Raw genomic sequence first — 14,466 nt, 5'->3', positions numbered from 1 at the left:
ACGTACCCCCCCCCCCCCCCCCCCCCCCCCCCCCCCCCCCCCCCCCCCCCCCCCCCCCACGCCCCCTTCCCCCTCCCCCCCCCCCCCCCCCCCCCCCCCCCCACCACCCTCGCCCGTCAGTCGAAGACTTCGAGGGAGTACAGGGAGTATCCGTAGCCGGTTCCGCGCGTGATGCCCTGCACGCGTACGTGGCGGGCGGTGGTGGCCGGGAACGTCAAGGTGTCCTCTCCTGCCGCCGTGCGGCCTCGGCGCTCGGCCACCGTGCGCCACGTGGTGCCGTCGGGGGACACCTGGATGTCGTAGTCCTTTCCGTAGGCGGCCTCCCAGTTCAGGCGGACGGACTTGACGCGGTGGTCGCCGCCCAGGTCCACGCTCAGCCACTGGTCGTTGCTGTAGCGGCTGGCCCAGCGGGTGGTGGCGCTGCCGTCCACCGCGTGGGACGCGGGGAAGGCCGCGGTCTCGGTGGACGAGGTGGCGGTGGGACGCCGGAAGGCCAGGTCACCGGGGGTTCGGTCGGGGCTGAGGTGGGCGGTGCCGGGACCCCTGCCGACGGTGGCCGCCCGGTTGAGGAAGGCGGTGTAGTCGGTGCCTGCCGCGCCCCCGGACCACATCTTCTGCGCGAGCGCGTCGAAGCTCTTGTCGATGAGGCCGTGGACCTGGAGTTCGGTGTAGTCGGCGCGCACCAGGTCGTTCCACACGGCGGGCATGGCGCCGAGGAGGCTCGGGTCCTGCGGGGTGAGGTTCTGGTTGCCGCCGAAGACGTGCGGCTCCCAGGTGGTGAAGATGTCCCGGCCGTCGAGTCCTTGGCCGTGGTAGTAGTTCGCGAAGGGGACGACGTAGAGCAGGCCGTCGTTGGAGTTGATGACCTGGTAGCCGTCGGCGATGGCGGCCTTGGGCGCGTACCAGCCGTTGTTCCAGCTGTTGATGGTCATGTTCTTGTCGTAGCCCGCGCCGCTGCCTGACATCTGCGAAAAGCTGCCCCAGGCATGGACGTTCTTTCCGAGCGAGCGCACATACGGCGCCAGAGTGTTGACGTACTTCTTGTAATCCTCGGCCCGGTCCTTCGGGTACTCGTCGATGCCGATGTGGACAGTGGGTCCACGGAACCACGGCGCGAATTCGGCGAACACGCTCTTCATGAAGGTGGTGGTCTCCGGCTTGCTCAGATCCAGATGGTCGGAGTTTCCGTTGTTGAGACCCAGCTCCGGCTTGAACTTGATGAAGGCCCGTGAATGTGCCGGTGAGTCGAACTCCGGGACGATGTCGACGCTGTTCGCGGCGGCCGTGTCCTCGAATGAGTCCCAGTCCTGACGGGTGTATCCCTGCTCCGCTCCGAGCCCCGCGAATTTCGGATTGGTGCTCTTGAGGCGGAACGCGGACAAGGCCTTGGACCAGTCGCCGTTCGGCGGGGTGATCTCGTTGTCGTTGAGGTGCAGTTGGAGGGTGTTGAGTTTCAGCCAGCCCATCCAGTGCAGGTACGACTTGATGAACTCGGGTGTGAAGTAGCGTCGGCCCACATCCAGCATGAAGCCGCGCACCGCGTAGTTCGGGTGGTCGACGACGGTACCCACGGGCAGGCTCGCGTGGTCGGGCGAGCCGAGGACGGACTGCAGGAGCGTGCGGGTGCCGTAGTAGAGCCCCTTGTCGCCGCCGCCCACGATCTCGACGGAACCATCGGTGATCTTCAGGCGGTACGCCTCCGGGCGCAGCGACGGTTTGGCCGCACCGAAGTCGGCATCGGCGTTGACCTGCACGGCGATGTCACCGGTGGCCGGTGTTCCCGTTCCGACACTCAAGCGCAGAGAGGTCAGCTCGGTGAATTCCGCGACCACTTGAGAGGCCAGTTTCCGCACATTCGCCGGGGCGCCTTGGGGCACCATGACGCGGCTTGACGAGGTGAGAGTGAGGCGGCCGCTCCCACCGTCCCACTTCTGCACGGCGGGGACCACTCCCGGCGGCGCGCTATTCGGGGCGGCCGCAGCGTGGGGGGCGCTGCGCAGACCGAGGAGAGAAGCGAGGAGAGCGCTCAGGGCGATGACGGCCATGACGGGATGTCTTGAGTTCAAGTCGACTCCTGAAAGCGGCATGGCAGGGCCCACGTTCGTGAATTGCGGGCGAGCCCGCGTCGCCGACTGTGAGGGGTGAAAGGAGGCGTACGACAGGGGGTACTTCACGCTGAGTCGCCCCTACCATCCTCGGGTGCGCCGAAGAGGTCAAGAGGTGTAGACCAGCTACCTCTAGGTATCATTTGGTCTACGCCAATGCATTCCTCGTGTGGCCGTCGAATATGCGCGGTTCGCGCTCGCGGGCGGAAAGTCAATGGGGCAATGGGCGGGGCCTCGCGGGAATGTGACGCGGAAGCAGGTGCTGGGGAGTCAGGGGTCGCCGTGCGGCGGGTCCTTCCCCTCGTGCGCCTGCCCGCCGGTGGGTTAGGTTAGCCTTGCCTGAGCGTGATCAAGGGGAGGGGAATCCATGCCTGCGTGGAATGCGGGGGCGGCGCGGGAACGGTCGTCGTCGACGGGACATCCGTCGGGCGGTGCCGCATGAGCCTGATCGACCACCGGCACCGGCATCTGGAGCGGATCGCCGAAGTCCGCGCGGGCGAGCACGCCGAGAAGGTGGGCTACCCGATCCACGTCCGGGAGACCGAGGTCGTCCGGACCGCCATGGTCGGCGCGGGCCTGCTGCGGGTGACCCTGGGCGGGCCCGGCACCGAGGGGTTCGAGGCCCACGCGCCGGACGAGCACGTGAAGTTGCTGTTCCCGGAGCCCGACGGCACGCTGCGGCTGCCCGAGCCGAACGGGACCATGCTGCGCTGGCCGCGACCGGCCCCCACCTCGCGCGAGTACACCGTCCGCCGCTACGACCCCGTCACCGGCGAGATCGACATCGACATCGCCCCGCACGACGGCGGCCTCGCCTCGGACTGGGCCCACGCCGTCGAGCCGGGTGCCGTGATCCATGTCGCCGGGCCGCCCGGCGGACTGATCGTCCCGCACGCCTACGACCGCTATCTGTTCGCGGGCGACATCACGGCGCTGCCCGCCATCGCGCGCTGGCTGGAGGAACTCCCCAGGAGCGCCGAGGGCTGGGCGTTCGTCGAAGTCGCCGACGCCGCCCAGGAGATCGAGCTGTCCGCACCCGAGGGCGTCGAGGTGCGCTGGCTGCACCGCGGCGACCGGCCGCCGGGCACCGGCGACGCCCTCGCACGCGCCGTGACCGCGGTGACCGTGCCCGAGGGCGAGCGGCTCTACGTGTGGGTCGCGGGCGAGGCGGGACAGATCAAGCCGCTGCGCCGCTGGGCCCGCGACGACCTGCGGCTGGCGAAGGCCGACCACGACATCACCGGCTACTGGAAGCGCGGCGTCGCCGACTTCGACGACGAGCACGAGCACGGCCATGACCACGGCCACGAGCACGGGCACGTCCACAACCACTGACCGAACGGCCGAACGGCCGAACGGGGGGGGGCGGGGCGCCGCCGTCGCACGCGGCACGCCCTCCCGCACGAGCAAGGAGCAACGCATGTCCATCCGCAGATCGTCGGCCTTGGTCGGCGCCGTGGCGCTGGCCCTGGTCGTCACCGGGTGCGGGTCGTCCAAGAACGACTCGGACGCCGCAGGCAAGGGCAGGACCCGGGTGTTCGCCGCGGACAACGGCAAGATCACCATCCCTGCCCACCCGAAGCGCGTGGTGGCGACGGGCTACGCCGTGCCCGCCATGATCGAGGCCGACGCGTCGCTGGTCGGGATCTCGTCGTGGAAGCGCGGCGAGCCGCTGATGAGCGAGAAGGACCTCGCCACGTACAAGAAACTCCCCAAGGTGGCGGGGGAACTGGCGAAGGAGACCAACTACGAGGCCATCGCCGAGGCCGAACCCGACCTGATCGTCATCGGTGTCCCCGCCCCGGTCCTCGGCGACATCGACGTCAAGCGCCTGGAGTCCATCGCCCCGGTGGTGGCGATCGGCCCGACCGTGCCGTCCGCGTGGCGCAAGCTGACGCGCAAGCAGTCCGACGCCGCGGGCTCGCTGAAGAAGTTCGACGCGGTGCAGGAGCGGTACGAGGCCAAGGCCGCGAAGCTCGCCAAGAAGTACAAGGGCGTCCTGCCGAAGCTCAAGCTGGGCCACGTCGGCGCGTACGGCGAGGTCGCCAAGGGCACCTTCCAGCGCGAGTTCGGAAACTCGTGGGGCACGAACATCGCCGAGGACCTGGGCGCGAAGTACTACGGCAAGGTCAAGAAGCCCGGCCCCGGCTCGCACGCGGTCAGCGAGACCCCGTCCATCGAGGAACTGCCCGCCTCGCTCCGCGACGCCGACGCCATCACGTACTCGGTCCAGGCCGACGGCAGCGTCCCCAAGGCGGTGCGGTACGTCATGGACTCCAAGCTGTGGAAGAACCTGCCCGCCGTCAAGGCCGGGAAGACCTTCCCGCTGCGCTACACCGAGGCCGCGACCTACGGGTCGGCCATGAAGACCCTGGACGCGATCGACAAGTCGTTCGCTCCGCTCCTGAAGCGGTGACCGTCGCGGGCCGCGCGTCCGGGACGACGGCGCCGGTGCGGGCCACCCCGCGGATCGCCCTGCTCGTCGGCGGACTCGTGCTCCTGGCGGCCGTCGCCGTCGTCAGCATCGGCATCGGCGCCCGCTCGGTGCCGCCCGCCGAAGTCGTCCGCGCCCTCTTCGACTTCCGGGGCACCGACGACCACGTGATCGTGCGGGACGTCCGCGCGCCGCGCGCGCTCCTCGCCGTCGCGGTGGGCGCCGCCCTCGCCGTGGCGGGCGCCCTCATCCAGACGCTGGCCCGCAACCCGCTGGCCGAGCCCGGCATCCTCGGCGTCACCGCGGGCGCCGGGTTCGCCATCACCCTCGGCTCGGCACTCGGCCTGACCGGGGGACAGGCGGGCGAACTGGGCTTCGCCATCGTCGGCTCCGTGCTCGCGGCGCTGCTCGTCGCCGCGGTCGGGCGGCGCTCGCCGCTGCGCCTCGTGCTCACCGGCGTGGCCCTGACCGCGGTCCTGAGCGGCGTCGCCATGGGCCTGCGGCTGATGCACCCGGACGTCTTCGACGCGTACCGCTTCTGGTCGGTCGGCTCCCTCGCCGCCCGCGAACAGGCACCGCTCGCCTGGCCGTTGACCGCGATCGGGGTGTGCCTGATCGGCGCGCTGCTCCTGAGCCGGGCACTGAACGTCCTCGCTCTCGGCGAGAGCGTGGCCCACACGCTGGGCGCGAACGTGGGCCGCGTGCGGATCGCCGCACTGGCCCTGATCACCGTGCTCAGCGGCGCGGCGACGGCGGTGGCCGGGCCGATCCTGTTCGTCGGCCTCATCGTGCCGCACCTGGTCCGCAGGCCCGCCGGGGGCTCGGTGCCGTGGCTCATCCTCTACTCGATGGTCGTCGGCCCGATCCTGCTGCTCGTCGCCGACATGGGATCACGGGTGCTGCTGCCCACGGGCGAGGTGCCGGTCGCCGTCGTGACCGCGTTCCTCGGCGGCCCCATGCTGATCTGGGCCGTCCGCCGCCACGGGGCGGGGGCGCTGTGACCGCACGCAAGGCCGTCGCCGCTCCCGCGCGGCGCCGGAGCCCCCTGACCGCGCTCGGACTGCGGCCCGAACGCCGCACGGTGACCCTCGTCGCGGTCCTCACCGCCCTGATCCTCGGCCTCGGCCTGCTCGGGCTCTGCTACGGCGCGTCCTGGAAGAGCCCCGGCGAGGTGTTCGCCGCCCTGAACGGGTCGGAACCCTCCGTCGTGATCCAGGACTGGCGGCTGCCCCGCGTCCTCGCCGCCCTCGTCTTCGGCGCCGCCCTCGGCGTCTCCGGCGCCCTCTTCCAGAACCTCACCCGCAACCCCATGGGCAGCCCGGACGTCATCGGCCTCGACGCCGGCGCCTACACCGGCGCCCTGGTCGCCCTGACCGTCCTCTCGGGCACGTCCGCGCAACTGGCCGTCGGCTCCGTGCTCGGCGGGCTCGTCGTCGCGGCCGTGATCTACGTCCTCGCGTACGACCGGGGGTTCTCCGGGCTGCGCCTGGTCGTGATCGGCGTCGCCGTCAACGCGATGGTGACCGCGCTCAATTCGTGGATCGTGCTGCGCGCCGACCTGGAGGTCGCCATCGCCGCGGTCGGCTGGAGCGCGGGCTCCCTCAACGGCGTCGGCTGGGGCGACCTCGGCATCCCGTTCACGGTGATCGGGGTGCTCCTCGCCCTGATGGCCGCCCGCGCGCACGCCATGCACCAGGCGGCGCTCGGCGACGCCGTCGCGGTGACCACCGGCGTCAGCCTCGACCGGCTGCGCCTCCTCATGGTCCTCGTCGGCGTCGGCTGCACGGCCACGGTCACCGCGGTCGCCGGACCGATCGCGTTCATCGCGCTCGCGGCACCACAGATCGGCCGCAGGCTCGCGGGCGCGGCCGGGGTGCCGCTGCTGCCCGCCGCGCTCACCGGGGCGGTCCTGCTCCAGGGCGCCGACCTGATCGCGCAAATGCTCCTCGCCCCCGTCGCCCTGCCCGTCGGAGTGGTCAGCACCGCGATCGGCGGCTGCTATCTGATCTGGCTGCTCACCAAGGAGGTGGCGCGCGCGTGACCGCACGCCTGACCGCGCGGGACATCACCCTGCGCTACGGAGACCGGGTGGTGTCCACCCATCTGAGCCTCGACGTCCCCGACGGCGCCTTCACCGCCATCGTCGGCCCCAACGCCTGCGGAAAGTCGACCCTGTTGCGCGCACTCGTCCGCCTCCTTCGCCCCGACACGGGGGAGGTGCGCCTCGACGGCCGCGAGGTCGGCGGTTACGCGACCAAGTCACTGGCCAAGCAACTCGGCTTCCTGCCGCAGGATCCCCTCGCCCCCGACGACATCAAGGTCCGCCAACTCGTCGGCCGCGGCCGTTTCCCGCACCAGTCGCTGCTCGCGCTGTGGTCGGCGCGGGACGAGGAGGCCGTCGTCGACGCGATGGCCGCCGCCGGTGTCGAGGACCTGGCCGACCGGCCGGTGCAGGAGCTGTCCGGCGGCCAGCGCCAGCGGGTCTGGATGGCGATGGTGCTCGCCCAGGAGACGCCCTACCTGCTCCTGGACGAGCCGACGTCGTTCCTCGACATCACGCACCAGTACCAACTCCTCGGCCTCCTCGCCGAGCTGCGCGACGAAGGCCGCACGGTGATCGCGGTCCTGCACGACATCAATCAGGCCTGCCGGTTCGCCGACCACCTGATCGCCATGAAGAACGGCCGCGTGGTCGCCGAGGGCGACCCCGGCACAATCGTCGACGCCGCTCTGGTCAAGGACGTCTTCGACCTGCCGAGCGTCATCATCGCGGACCCGGTCACGGAGACGCCGATGGTGGTGCCGACGCTGCAGGGGGCGCGAAGAAGTCGATGATCTCCTGGGGCGCGGGGTCGCGGGGGGCCACGGCGGCGGCCGCCGCACTGCGCGGGAACAGCGCCTGCTCGTACGCCGTGAGGGCGGCCTCGATGTCGCCGGGGTGCGCGGCGAGGGCCATGCCGAGTTCGGCGCCGTCCAGCATCGCCAGGTTGGCGCCCGCGCCGTCGGGGGGTGAGAGATGGGCGGCGTCGCCGAGCAGGGTCACTCCCGGCACCCGGTCCCAGCGGTGCCCGACGGGCAGGGCGTGCAGGGGGCGCGGGACCGGCCCGGTTCGGCCGCCGGTGATCAGGGCGGTGAGTTCCGGCGCCCAGCCCTCGTACTCCGCCGCGATCCGTGCGGCGGCTGCGGCGGCATCGGTGAAATCGACGGTGGCGAACCAGTCCTGAGGCTTCGTCAGGGAGATGTGGGCGTGCAGTGTTCCGTCCTTCTCCCGGTGGGCGACGAGCCACTTCCCGTGCTCGTGCGGGTCGAGCGCTACGAGCGTCCCGCCGCCGACCGCCTTCGCGGTGGCGGGGTGCCGGGTGTCGGCGTCGTGCAGGAAGGTCTCCACGAAGGTCCGGCCGACGTACGCGGGTACGGCGTCGGAGAGCAGCGGCCGGACTCGTGACCATGCGCCGTCCGCGCCGACCAGCAGGCTCGTGACGGCGGCGGTGCCGCCCGCGAAGGCCACCTCGTGGCGGCCCCCGGGGAGGGCGCGGACGCCCGTGACCTTGTGGCCCCAGCGGACGGTGCCGTCGGGGAGCGCGTCGAGCAGGAGCCGACGCAGCTCGCCGCGCTGCACCTCGGGGCTCGTGCCCGTGCCGTCGTCGGCCTTGTCGAACAGGACGGTCCCGCTGCGGTCCAGGAGCCGTATCGCTTGGCGGCCCTCCAGGACGAGGCCGCGGAACTCGTCCGTCAAGTCGGCTGCCTTGAGGGCGAGTTGGCCGCTGTCTGCGTGGATGTCGAGCATCCCGCCCTGTGCGCGTGACGTCGGGGAGGACTCCGCCTCGTAGACCGTGACGGGGAAGTCGTGGAGGTGCAGGACGCGGGCCAGTAAGAGGCCGCCGAGTCCGGCTCCGATGATGGTGACAGGGGTACGCATGGGGCTCCTCGTGTGTCGCGGTCCCGCCGGGTGGGACCCGGCGGGACCGCTGGAAGGAAGATGACGGGCCCGGCCGTGCGCCCGGGCAGGAAGCGCCCGGCAGTGCGCCCGGGCGGGAAGCGGCTCAGACGACTACGACCCGGCGTCCGCGCGTATGACCGGCCTGGCTGTCGATGTGCGCCGCCGCGGCGTCGGCGAGCGCGTACGTCTTCTCGACGGGGATGTGGAGCCTGCCGCGCTCGATGAGGTCGACGGCCTCGGCGAGGGCCTTCGGCACGTCCCCGGTCACGCCGGAGAACCGGGCGCCGTGGTCCGGCGCACCCAGGTCGGCGATGGAGACCACCTTCCCCGGGTCCCCGGTCAGTGCGACGAGTTCGCGGATCACCCCCGAACCGGCCAGGTCGAGCGCGGCGTCGACGCGGCCGAGCCGCCGCACCCGCTCGACCCAGCCGTCGCCGTACGTCGTCGCGAGGGCGCCGAGGCCCCGCAGGTAGTCCTGGTTCGCGGCGCCTGCCGTACCGATCACGGCGATCCCGCGGTCGCGGGCGATCTGCAGGACCGCCGACCCGACGCCCCCGGAGGCGCCGCTGACCAGCAGCGTCTCCCCGGGCCGCACACCGGCCTGGCCGATGATGCGCAGCGCGGTCTCCACCACGGAGGGATACCCGGCCGCCTCCTCGTATGTCAGCCCCTCGGGTATCCGGGCCCAGGCCGACAGCACGGCGAACTCGGCGTAGGTGTCCGAGCCGCGCCCGAACACGCGGTCACCGACCTCGACCCCCGCCACGCCCGCACCGACCTCGTCCACCACCCCGGCGCCGTCCTGCCCGACTCCGGAAGGCAACTCGACCGGACGGACCTGCTGGAACTGCCCCTCCCTGATCCGCCAGTCGACGGGGTTCACACCCGCCGCCCGCACGGCGACGCGTATCTGGCCGGGGCCCGCATGGGGCTCATCGGCGTCCACGAGTTGGAGAACGTCCGGACCGCCGAACTCGGCGAAGCTCACTCTCTTCATGCCTCGAACGTAACACTAACGGTTAGTGTTTTGGAACAGCTACGGCTTTGCACCTGATAGCGTCAGGGCATGACCGTGCCGACCGGACGCCGTGAGCGCAAGAAGGCCGCGACCCGTCAGAAGATCGCCGACACCGCCCTGCGGCTCTTCCTCGAACGCGGGTACGACGCGGTGGGCATCCGCGATGTCGCCGCCGAGGCCGACGTGGCCGTCACCACGCTCTTCTCCCACTTCGCCTCCAAAGAGGCCCTGGTGTTCGAGCGCGACGACGACTTCGAGCAGCGCCTCACGCGGGCGGTCACCGACCGGGCGCCGCAGGAACCGCTCATCCCCGCGCTGCGCCGCGAGGTCGAGGCCATGGTCCGGCACTGCACGGCGGACGGCTCCGCCCCGATCTACCGCATGATCGACGAGTCACGTGCCCTGCGGGAGTACGAGGAGTCGATGCGGCTGCGCCACGCGGAGTCGCTGGCGGCGGCGCTCGTCGCCGATCCCGGCCTGCCGCAGAGCGCGACGGCCTGCCGGACGATCGCGAGGTTCGTGGTCGACGCCTACGCGCTGGCCCGCGAGGCGGCCGACCCGGGGGCCGCCGTGGACGAGATCTTCCAGATGATCGAGGCGGCCTGGGGCGTCGCCTGACCTACGGCGGGCAACGGCCGGGTCCGCGGCCGACCGCGGACCCGTGCGACGCGTCGGCCACCCCGTGGTCCTTCACCGGTTCTCCGGCTCGAATGCCTGGGCGACGGCCAGGCTGTCCTCGTACACGTGGTGCCGGGTGACCAGGCCGTCCTCGACGGTGAGATGCAGCGCGAACCGCGCGTGATACGCGCGTCCGGTGGGCCGGGCGGTCTGCCGGATCTCGCCGAGCACGACCGCGTCGCTCCCGTCGACGAGGATGCGCTCGACCTCGGTCGCCACGCACTCCGGCACGTGGTGCTCGGCAAGCTCCCGATAGTGGGCGGCCGCGTCCGCCCGGGTGGACCGGTGACGGATCCAGGGCGTGGCCGTACGGCCGTGCTCGGCCTCGGGCCAGGCGAGCTTCCAATCGCCCCGCTCGGCATACAGCTCGGCGATGCGCTCGGGATCGCCCTCGCCGATTCTGCGGAGCAACTCCTCAACCACACTGCGGGTGTTCGTGGGCTCGGCTGTGGACATGGCTGACCTCTCCGTCATGGCTGACCTCTCCGTTCCGGTCCGCTCTGGGCCGCGTCCTTGGACGCGGCGAGATCACCCATCCTGTCGACGCGGGCCCGTCGCGGCGATTACCTCTGAGGTAGGCACGCCCTGGGACCGGGCGCTCGGCCTCAGGGCGTGGCGCGGGCCGCGTACGCGCGGACGTCCGCGTCGGGGTCGGACGAGGCCTTGGCCAGGGCGGGGACGGCCGGGTCGGGCGGGGCCGCACGGAGGGCGGTCGCGGCCCCGGCGCGGACCTGCCAGGCGGGGTCGTCGAGCGCGGCCACGGCCCGCTCGGCGTACGGGGGCGGGCAGCCCGTGTCGCGGAGCGCGGTCAGTGCTGCCGCCCTGACCAGGGGGTCGGGGTCGTCGAGGAGAGGTGCGAGCGGGTCCGGCGCCGGGGCGTCGACCGCGGCGAGACCGCGGGCCACCGAGACCCTGACCTCACGGGCCGGGTCGGCCGCGGCCGCCGCCAGGTCGACGGTCGCGTCCACCGAAACAAGGGCCCGGACGGCGTGGATGCGCACGTCGATGTCGGCGTCGGCCAGCGCGGCAGCGTACAGGGAGGTCTCGCCGAGCCGCAGCGCCCGCAGCACGTCCAGCGCGGCGGCGCGCACCGCCGGGTCGGACCCGTCGAGGGCTGCCCGCAGCCCGGACCTCAAGTCGGCGTCAGGGGGCAGCACTTCGACCAGCTCGCGCAGCACGGCGGCGGCCGACCGGACCTCGGGCGCGCTGTCCCGGAGCCGGGTGGCGAGCGCGGGCCCCGCACCGGCGGGCACCGTCTCGGCGACCACGGCGACGGCCGCCGCCCGCACCGCCGGGTCGGCGTCCGCGAGATAGGGGGCCAGGTCGGCCAGGTCGGGGGACTCCTCGGCGAGGGCGAGCAGGCGCAGGAGGGCGGGGTTCGGTGCCGTGGCCTCGTAGCCCGGGGCAGGCTCCTCGGTGGCCGTCGTCGGTGAAGTGGGTGTCGCCGGTGCTGCCCCTGCCCCTGCCCCCGCACGCGCCGCGAGCCGCGTCCCGGCGTCCCGCCGTCGCCACCGCCACCAGAGCCGCCCCGCCCAGCACCCGCTCCGCTCCGCCCAGCACCCGCTCCGCCCCGCCCACCGGATCGAACTCCGGCACCGGAACCACATACGGCTCGACCGGCCGCGCCCTGAACTCCATGGCGCCCACAGGGGACTTGTACAGGTCGAGGTGGTGCAGCACCGCGCTCCCGCGCGGGGCCCGCAGCACGGCGGCGGAGTGCGCGTCGGCGTTCACGGCTTCGAGCGTGATCTCGGCATGCCCGAGCGGCCCGCCGGTCAGCGCCTCCAGGAGCCGGAACACGTCCGTGTTCTCCAGGTCGCAGCCGAGGAGTTCACCGCCCACGTCCATGGGGAGGTAGGACAGGTCCAGGGAGAGCGGAAGGCCGTTCAGGTGCCGCAGCCGCTCGATACAGAGCACGTCGGTGTGGTCGGGCAGGCCGAGCCGGTGCGCCACCGGGCCGGGGGCGCTGACCGGTTCGACCGTGCGGACCTCGTTGGTGACCCGGCCGTGCTCGTGCAGCGTCTCGGCCAGACCCTGCAGCCGGTCCAGGCCGTGCGGGAACTTCTCGCAGACCACGACGGTGCCGACACCGGCCCTCCGGTCGACGAGCTGCTCGCCGCGCAGCAGGTCGAGGGCCTGGCGGACGGTGTTGCGGCTGGCCCGGTAGTCGGCGGCGATGACGTCCTCCAGGGGGAGCACACCGCGCGGGAACCCGCCCGTCAGGATCTGGTGGCGCAGCAGGTCGGCGAGTTGCCCGGCCTGGTCCGCACGCAGCCGCCGGCGCCGCGCGGCGGCGACGGGGAGCGAGGCGGGGATGCGTTCGGCTGGCATGGCAGGAAACGTACCGGCGTACCCGCGCCGATGGTGTTGCGGCGGCATTGCGCCACCTGGAAGGCCCGCGGCACCGCGCTGACCTGGGACCTTGACGGCCGAGGGCGAAGATCCGCCACTTCGGTGCCCGCGACGTGGACAGCCGGGCGGGCTGGACCGGCTTCGCGCGGAGCGCGCGTCCGGTGCTTGGGGAGGGGTAAATCGTTCGCGTCCGGATCGGCCGGGTGGGACGATCCGCGAGGCGTACCGAATGTCCGGCGGTGGGGGATTGCGAACCGCCGGCTCCCCGACTCCCTTCCTTCCTTCCTTCCTTCCTTCCGAGAGGTAGCTGTGATGTCCGTTGCCGCGTCCCAGTCGTCCGAGTCCCCCTCCGCTCCGCTGGTCCGCACGGAGGCCGGAGCGGTGCGCGGCAGCAGCGAAGGGGGCGTGGCGGTGTTCCGGGGCATCCCGTTCGCCGAACCGCCCGTCGGCGAGCTGCGGTTCGCCGCGCCCCGGGCGGTGGCCCGGTGGGACGGGGAGCGGGAGGCGGTCGCGTACGGGCCGCCGCCGCCCCAGGCCGGAGTGTTCGGGATGGACGCGCTGTCGCAGGAGGCGCCCGGGCACGACTGGCTGACGGTGAATGTCTGGTCGCCCGATCCGGGTACGGGCGCGGGGCTGCCGGTGATGGTGTGGATCCAGGGCGGCGCCTATGTGATCGGCATGTCCGGGCTGCCCGAGTACGACGGCGGGCGCCTCGCGCGTGAAGGCGGCGTCGTGGTCGTGACGTTCAACTACCGCGTGGGGATCGAGGGATTCGCGCAGATCGAAGGGGCACCGGCCAACCGGGGCCTGCTCGACCAGGTCGCCGCGCTGGAATGGGTGCGTGACCACATCCGGGCGTTCGGCGGTGACCCCGACCGGGTCACCGTCTTCGGGCAGTCGGCGGGCGGCGGATCGGTCGCCGCGCTGCTCGCGACGGACCGCGCCAGGGGGCTGTTCCACCGGGCCGTCGCGCAGAGCGTCCAGGGCACGTACTTCTCCCCGGAACTCGCCGCCGACGTGACGGCCGCCTGCGCCGCCGAGCTGTCCCTGCGGCCCACGGCGGCGGACCTGGCCACCGTGGACCCCGTCCGCCTCTCCGCCACCGGCGACGCGGTCACCGCGAAGATCGCCCAGTGGGCGGAGCGCTGGGGCCGCCCCGCACACCGGACGATCCCGTTCGCGGCCGTCGTCGACGGCGACGTCCTGCCGACCACGCCCTGGCAGGCGCTGGCCGAGGGCGCCGCCCGGGACATCGAGCTGATCGCCGGTCACGCGCGCGACGAGCACCGGCTGTTCGGCGCGATCGACGGCACGCTGGGCCAGGTCACCGAGGAACAGGCCACGACCGCCCTGGAGATCTTCGCCCCGGCCCCCGACGGCCCCCGGCGCTACCGCGACGCGCTCCCGGACGCCGGACCGGACGAGCTGTACGAACGCGTCCACGCGGACTGGCTGTTCCGCATGCCGTCCCTCCACCTCGCCGAGGCCCAGATCCAGGCCGGTGGCCGCGCCCACGTCTACGAACTGACCTGGGCTGCGCCGGGCATGGGCGGCGCCCTCGGGGCCTGCCACGGCCTCGACGTACCGCTCGTCTTCGGCAACCTGGCCCACGGGCAGACCGCCGCGCTGCTCGGCGAAGGCACCTGCCCGGAGGCCGAGGTGCTGTCGGCGCACATCCGGGGCGCGTGGACGGCGTTCGCCACCCACGGCGACCCGGGCTGGCCCGCGTACGACAGCGCGCGGCGCCTGACCCGGCTCTTCGACACACACCCGACCGTCGCCTCCGACCCGGAGCGGACGTCCCGCCTGCTGTGGCAGGACCATCCCTTCGCCGCGCTGCCGCTGCTCGACCCGTCGGACAGGCCTTAGGGCCCACGTCGGCGAGGGCCCGTGCCACGACGGCCCTCGCCGCACCGGCCCCGGCGCCGAGCCGCTGCAC

At 72.7% G+C, this 14,466-nt stretch carries 11 protein-coding genes and 2 pseudogenes; 7 read left to right on the top strand and 6 right to left on the bottom strand.

Annotation, left to right across the window (positions count from 1 at the left end; genetic code table 11):
• Positions 1-116: 116 nt before the first annotated feature.
• A complete protein-coding gene (locus tag ACZ6AA_RS07630) occupies positions 117-2,045 on the bottom strand; it encodes a family 20 glycosylhydrolase (protein WP_471457830.1) in 1,929 nt (642 codons plus the stop codon).
• Between the two features lie 498 nt (positions 2,046-2,543).
• Here ACZ6AA_RS07630 and ACZ6AA_RS07625 point away from each other — a divergent pair, with 498 nt between their 5' ends.
• The 5 genes from ACZ6AA_RS07625 to ACZ6AA_RS07605 all read left to right on the top strand — a co-directional run bounded on the left by ACZ6AA_RS07625 (position 2,544) and on the right by ACZ6AA_RS07605 (position 7,374).
• On the top strand, positions 2,544-3,440 hold the full coding sequence (locus ACZ6AA_RS07625; protein ID WP_468457823.1) for a siderophore-interacting protein: 897 nt from the start codon (positions 2,544-2,546) through the stop codon (positions 3,438-3,440).
• Positions 3,441-3,525: 85 nt separating this feature from the next.
• Positions 3,526-4,521, top strand: a complete 996-nt coding sequence (locus ACZ6AA_RS07620) for an ABC transporter substrate-binding protein (protein WP_471456790.1) — start codon at positions 3,526-3,528, stop codon at positions 4,519-4,521.
• Entirely contained in the window at positions 4,518-5,540 is a 1,023-nt protein-coding gene (locus ACZ6AA_RS07615) for a FecCD family ABC transporter permease (protein ID WP_471456789.1), read from the top strand. The genes ACZ6AA_RS07620 and ACZ6AA_RS07615 overlap by 4 nt, the downstream gene beginning before the upstream one ends.
• 44 nt (positions 5,541-5,584) lie before the next feature.
• A complete protein-coding gene (locus tag ACZ6AA_RS07610; protein WP_468482484.1) occupies positions 5,585-6,580 on the top strand; it encodes a FecCD family ABC transporter permease in 996 nt (331 codons plus the stop codon).
• Positions 6,577-7,374, top strand: coding sequence for an ABC transporter ATP-binding protein (locus ACZ6AA_RS07605; protein WP_468482409.1), 798 nt, complete (start codon positions 6,577-6,579; stop codon positions 7,372-7,374). The genes ACZ6AA_RS07610 and ACZ6AA_RS07605 overlap by 4 nt, the downstream gene beginning before the upstream one ends.
• Here ACZ6AA_RS07605 and ACZ6AA_RS07600 read toward each other — a convergent pair.
• Together ACZ6AA_RS07600 and ACZ6AA_RS07595 are read right to left on the bottom strand one after the other, a co-directional pair.
• On the bottom strand, positions 7,319-8,458 hold the full coding sequence (locus ACZ6AA_RS07600) for an FAD-dependent oxidoreductase (RefSeq protein ID WP_471456788.1): 1,140 nt from the start codon (positions 8,456-8,458) through the stop codon (positions 7,319-7,321). The genes ACZ6AA_RS07605 and ACZ6AA_RS07600 overlap by 56 nt on opposite strands.
• A 124-nt stretch (positions 8,459-8,582) precedes the next feature.
• Positions 8,583-9,476 carry an NADP-dependent oxidoreductase gene (locus ACZ6AA_RS07595; RefSeq protein WP_468457833.1) on the bottom strand — a complete coding sequence of 298 codons (894 nt, stop codon included), beginning with the start codon at positions 9,474-9,476 and terminating at the stop codon, positions 8,583-8,585.
• A 69-nt stretch (positions 9,477-9,545) separates the two neighbouring features.
• Between ACZ6AA_RS07595 and ACZ6AA_RS07590 the strand changes: the two genes are divergently transcribed.
• Positions 9,546-10,115 (top strand): TetR/AcrR family transcriptional regulator, encoded by a 570-nt coding sequence (locus ACZ6AA_RS07590; protein WP_471456787.1) that lies wholly within the window; start codon positions 9,546-9,548, stop codon positions 10,113-10,115.
• Between the two features lie 72 nt (positions 10,116-10,187).
• On the opposite strand, the gene ACZ6AA_RS07585 is transcribed toward ACZ6AA_RS07590, so the two are convergent.
• The 3 genes and pseudogenes from ACZ6AA_RS07585 to ACZ6AA_RS07575 all read right to left on the bottom strand — a co-directional run.
• The gene (locus ACZ6AA_RS07585; RefSeq protein WP_468457837.1) at positions 10,188-10,631 is read right to left on the bottom strand and encodes a nuclear transport factor 2 family protein; all 444 of its coding nucleotides are present in this window, start codon (positions 10,629-10,631) and stop codon (positions 10,188-10,190) included.
• A gap of 158 nt (positions 10,632-10,789) precedes the next feature.
• Positions 10,790-11,849, bottom strand: a pseudogene (locus ACZ6AA_RS07580) (HEAT repeat domain-containing protein); the annotation flags it as partial.
• Positions 11,850-12,506 (bottom strand): annotated as a pseudogene (locus tag ACZ6AA_RS07575) (GntR family transcriptional regulator); the annotation flags it as partial.
• Positions 12,507-12,839: 333 nt separating this feature from the next.
• Here ACZ6AA_RS07575 and ACZ6AA_RS07570 point away from each other — a divergent pair.
• Positions 12,840-14,396: a carboxylesterase/lipase family protein gene (locus tag ACZ6AA_RS07570; RefSeq protein WP_471456786.1), complete on the top strand. Its 1,557-nt coding sequence runs from the start codon at positions 12,840-12,842 to the stop codon at positions 14,394-14,396.
• Positions 14,397-14,466 lie beyond the last annotated feature (70 nt).

The sequence above is a fragment of the Streptomyces sp. NPDC040610 genome, assembly GCF_055594065.1.
The sequence above is the reverse complement of the archived record's forward strand: the minus strand, read 5'-3'. Positions and strand labels throughout refer to the sequence as shown.

Excerpts from the sequence above, each read along its gene's own strand:
- ACZ6AA_RS07625 (WP_468457823.1), top strand. The coding sequence starts at position 2,544 with ATGAGCCTGATCGACCACCGGCACCGGCATCTGGAGCGGATCGCCGAA.
- ACZ6AA_RS07590 (WP_471456787.1), top strand. The coding sequence starts at position 9,546 with ATGACCGTGCCGACCGGACGCCGTGAGCGCAAGAAGGCCGCGACCCGT.
- ACZ6AA_RS07595 (WP_468457833.1), bottom strand. The coding sequence starts at position 9,476 with ATGAAGAGAGTGAGCTTCGCCGAGTTCGGCGGTCCGGACGTTCTCCAA.
- ACZ6AA_RS07570 (WP_471456786.1), top strand. The coding sequence starts at position 12,840 with ATGTCCGTTGCCGCGTCCCAGTCGTCCGAGTCCCCCTCCGCTCCGCTG.
- ACZ6AA_RS07600 (WP_471456788.1), bottom strand. The coding sequence starts at position 8,458 with ATGCGTACCCCTGTCACCATCATCGGAGCCGGACTCGGCGGCCTCTTA.
- ACZ6AA_RS07585 (WP_468457837.1), bottom strand. The coding sequence starts at position 10,631 with ATGTCCACAGCCGAGCCCACGAACACCCGCAGTGTGGTTGAGGAGTTG.
- ACZ6AA_RS07620 (WP_471456790.1), top strand. The coding sequence starts at position 3,526 with ATGTCCATCCGCAGATCGTCGGCCTTGGTCGGCGCCGTGGCGCTGGCC.
- ACZ6AA_RS07630 (WP_471457830.1), bottom strand. The coding sequence starts at position 2,045 with ATGGCCGTCATCGCCCTGAGCGCTCTCCTCGCTTCTCTCCTCGGTCTG.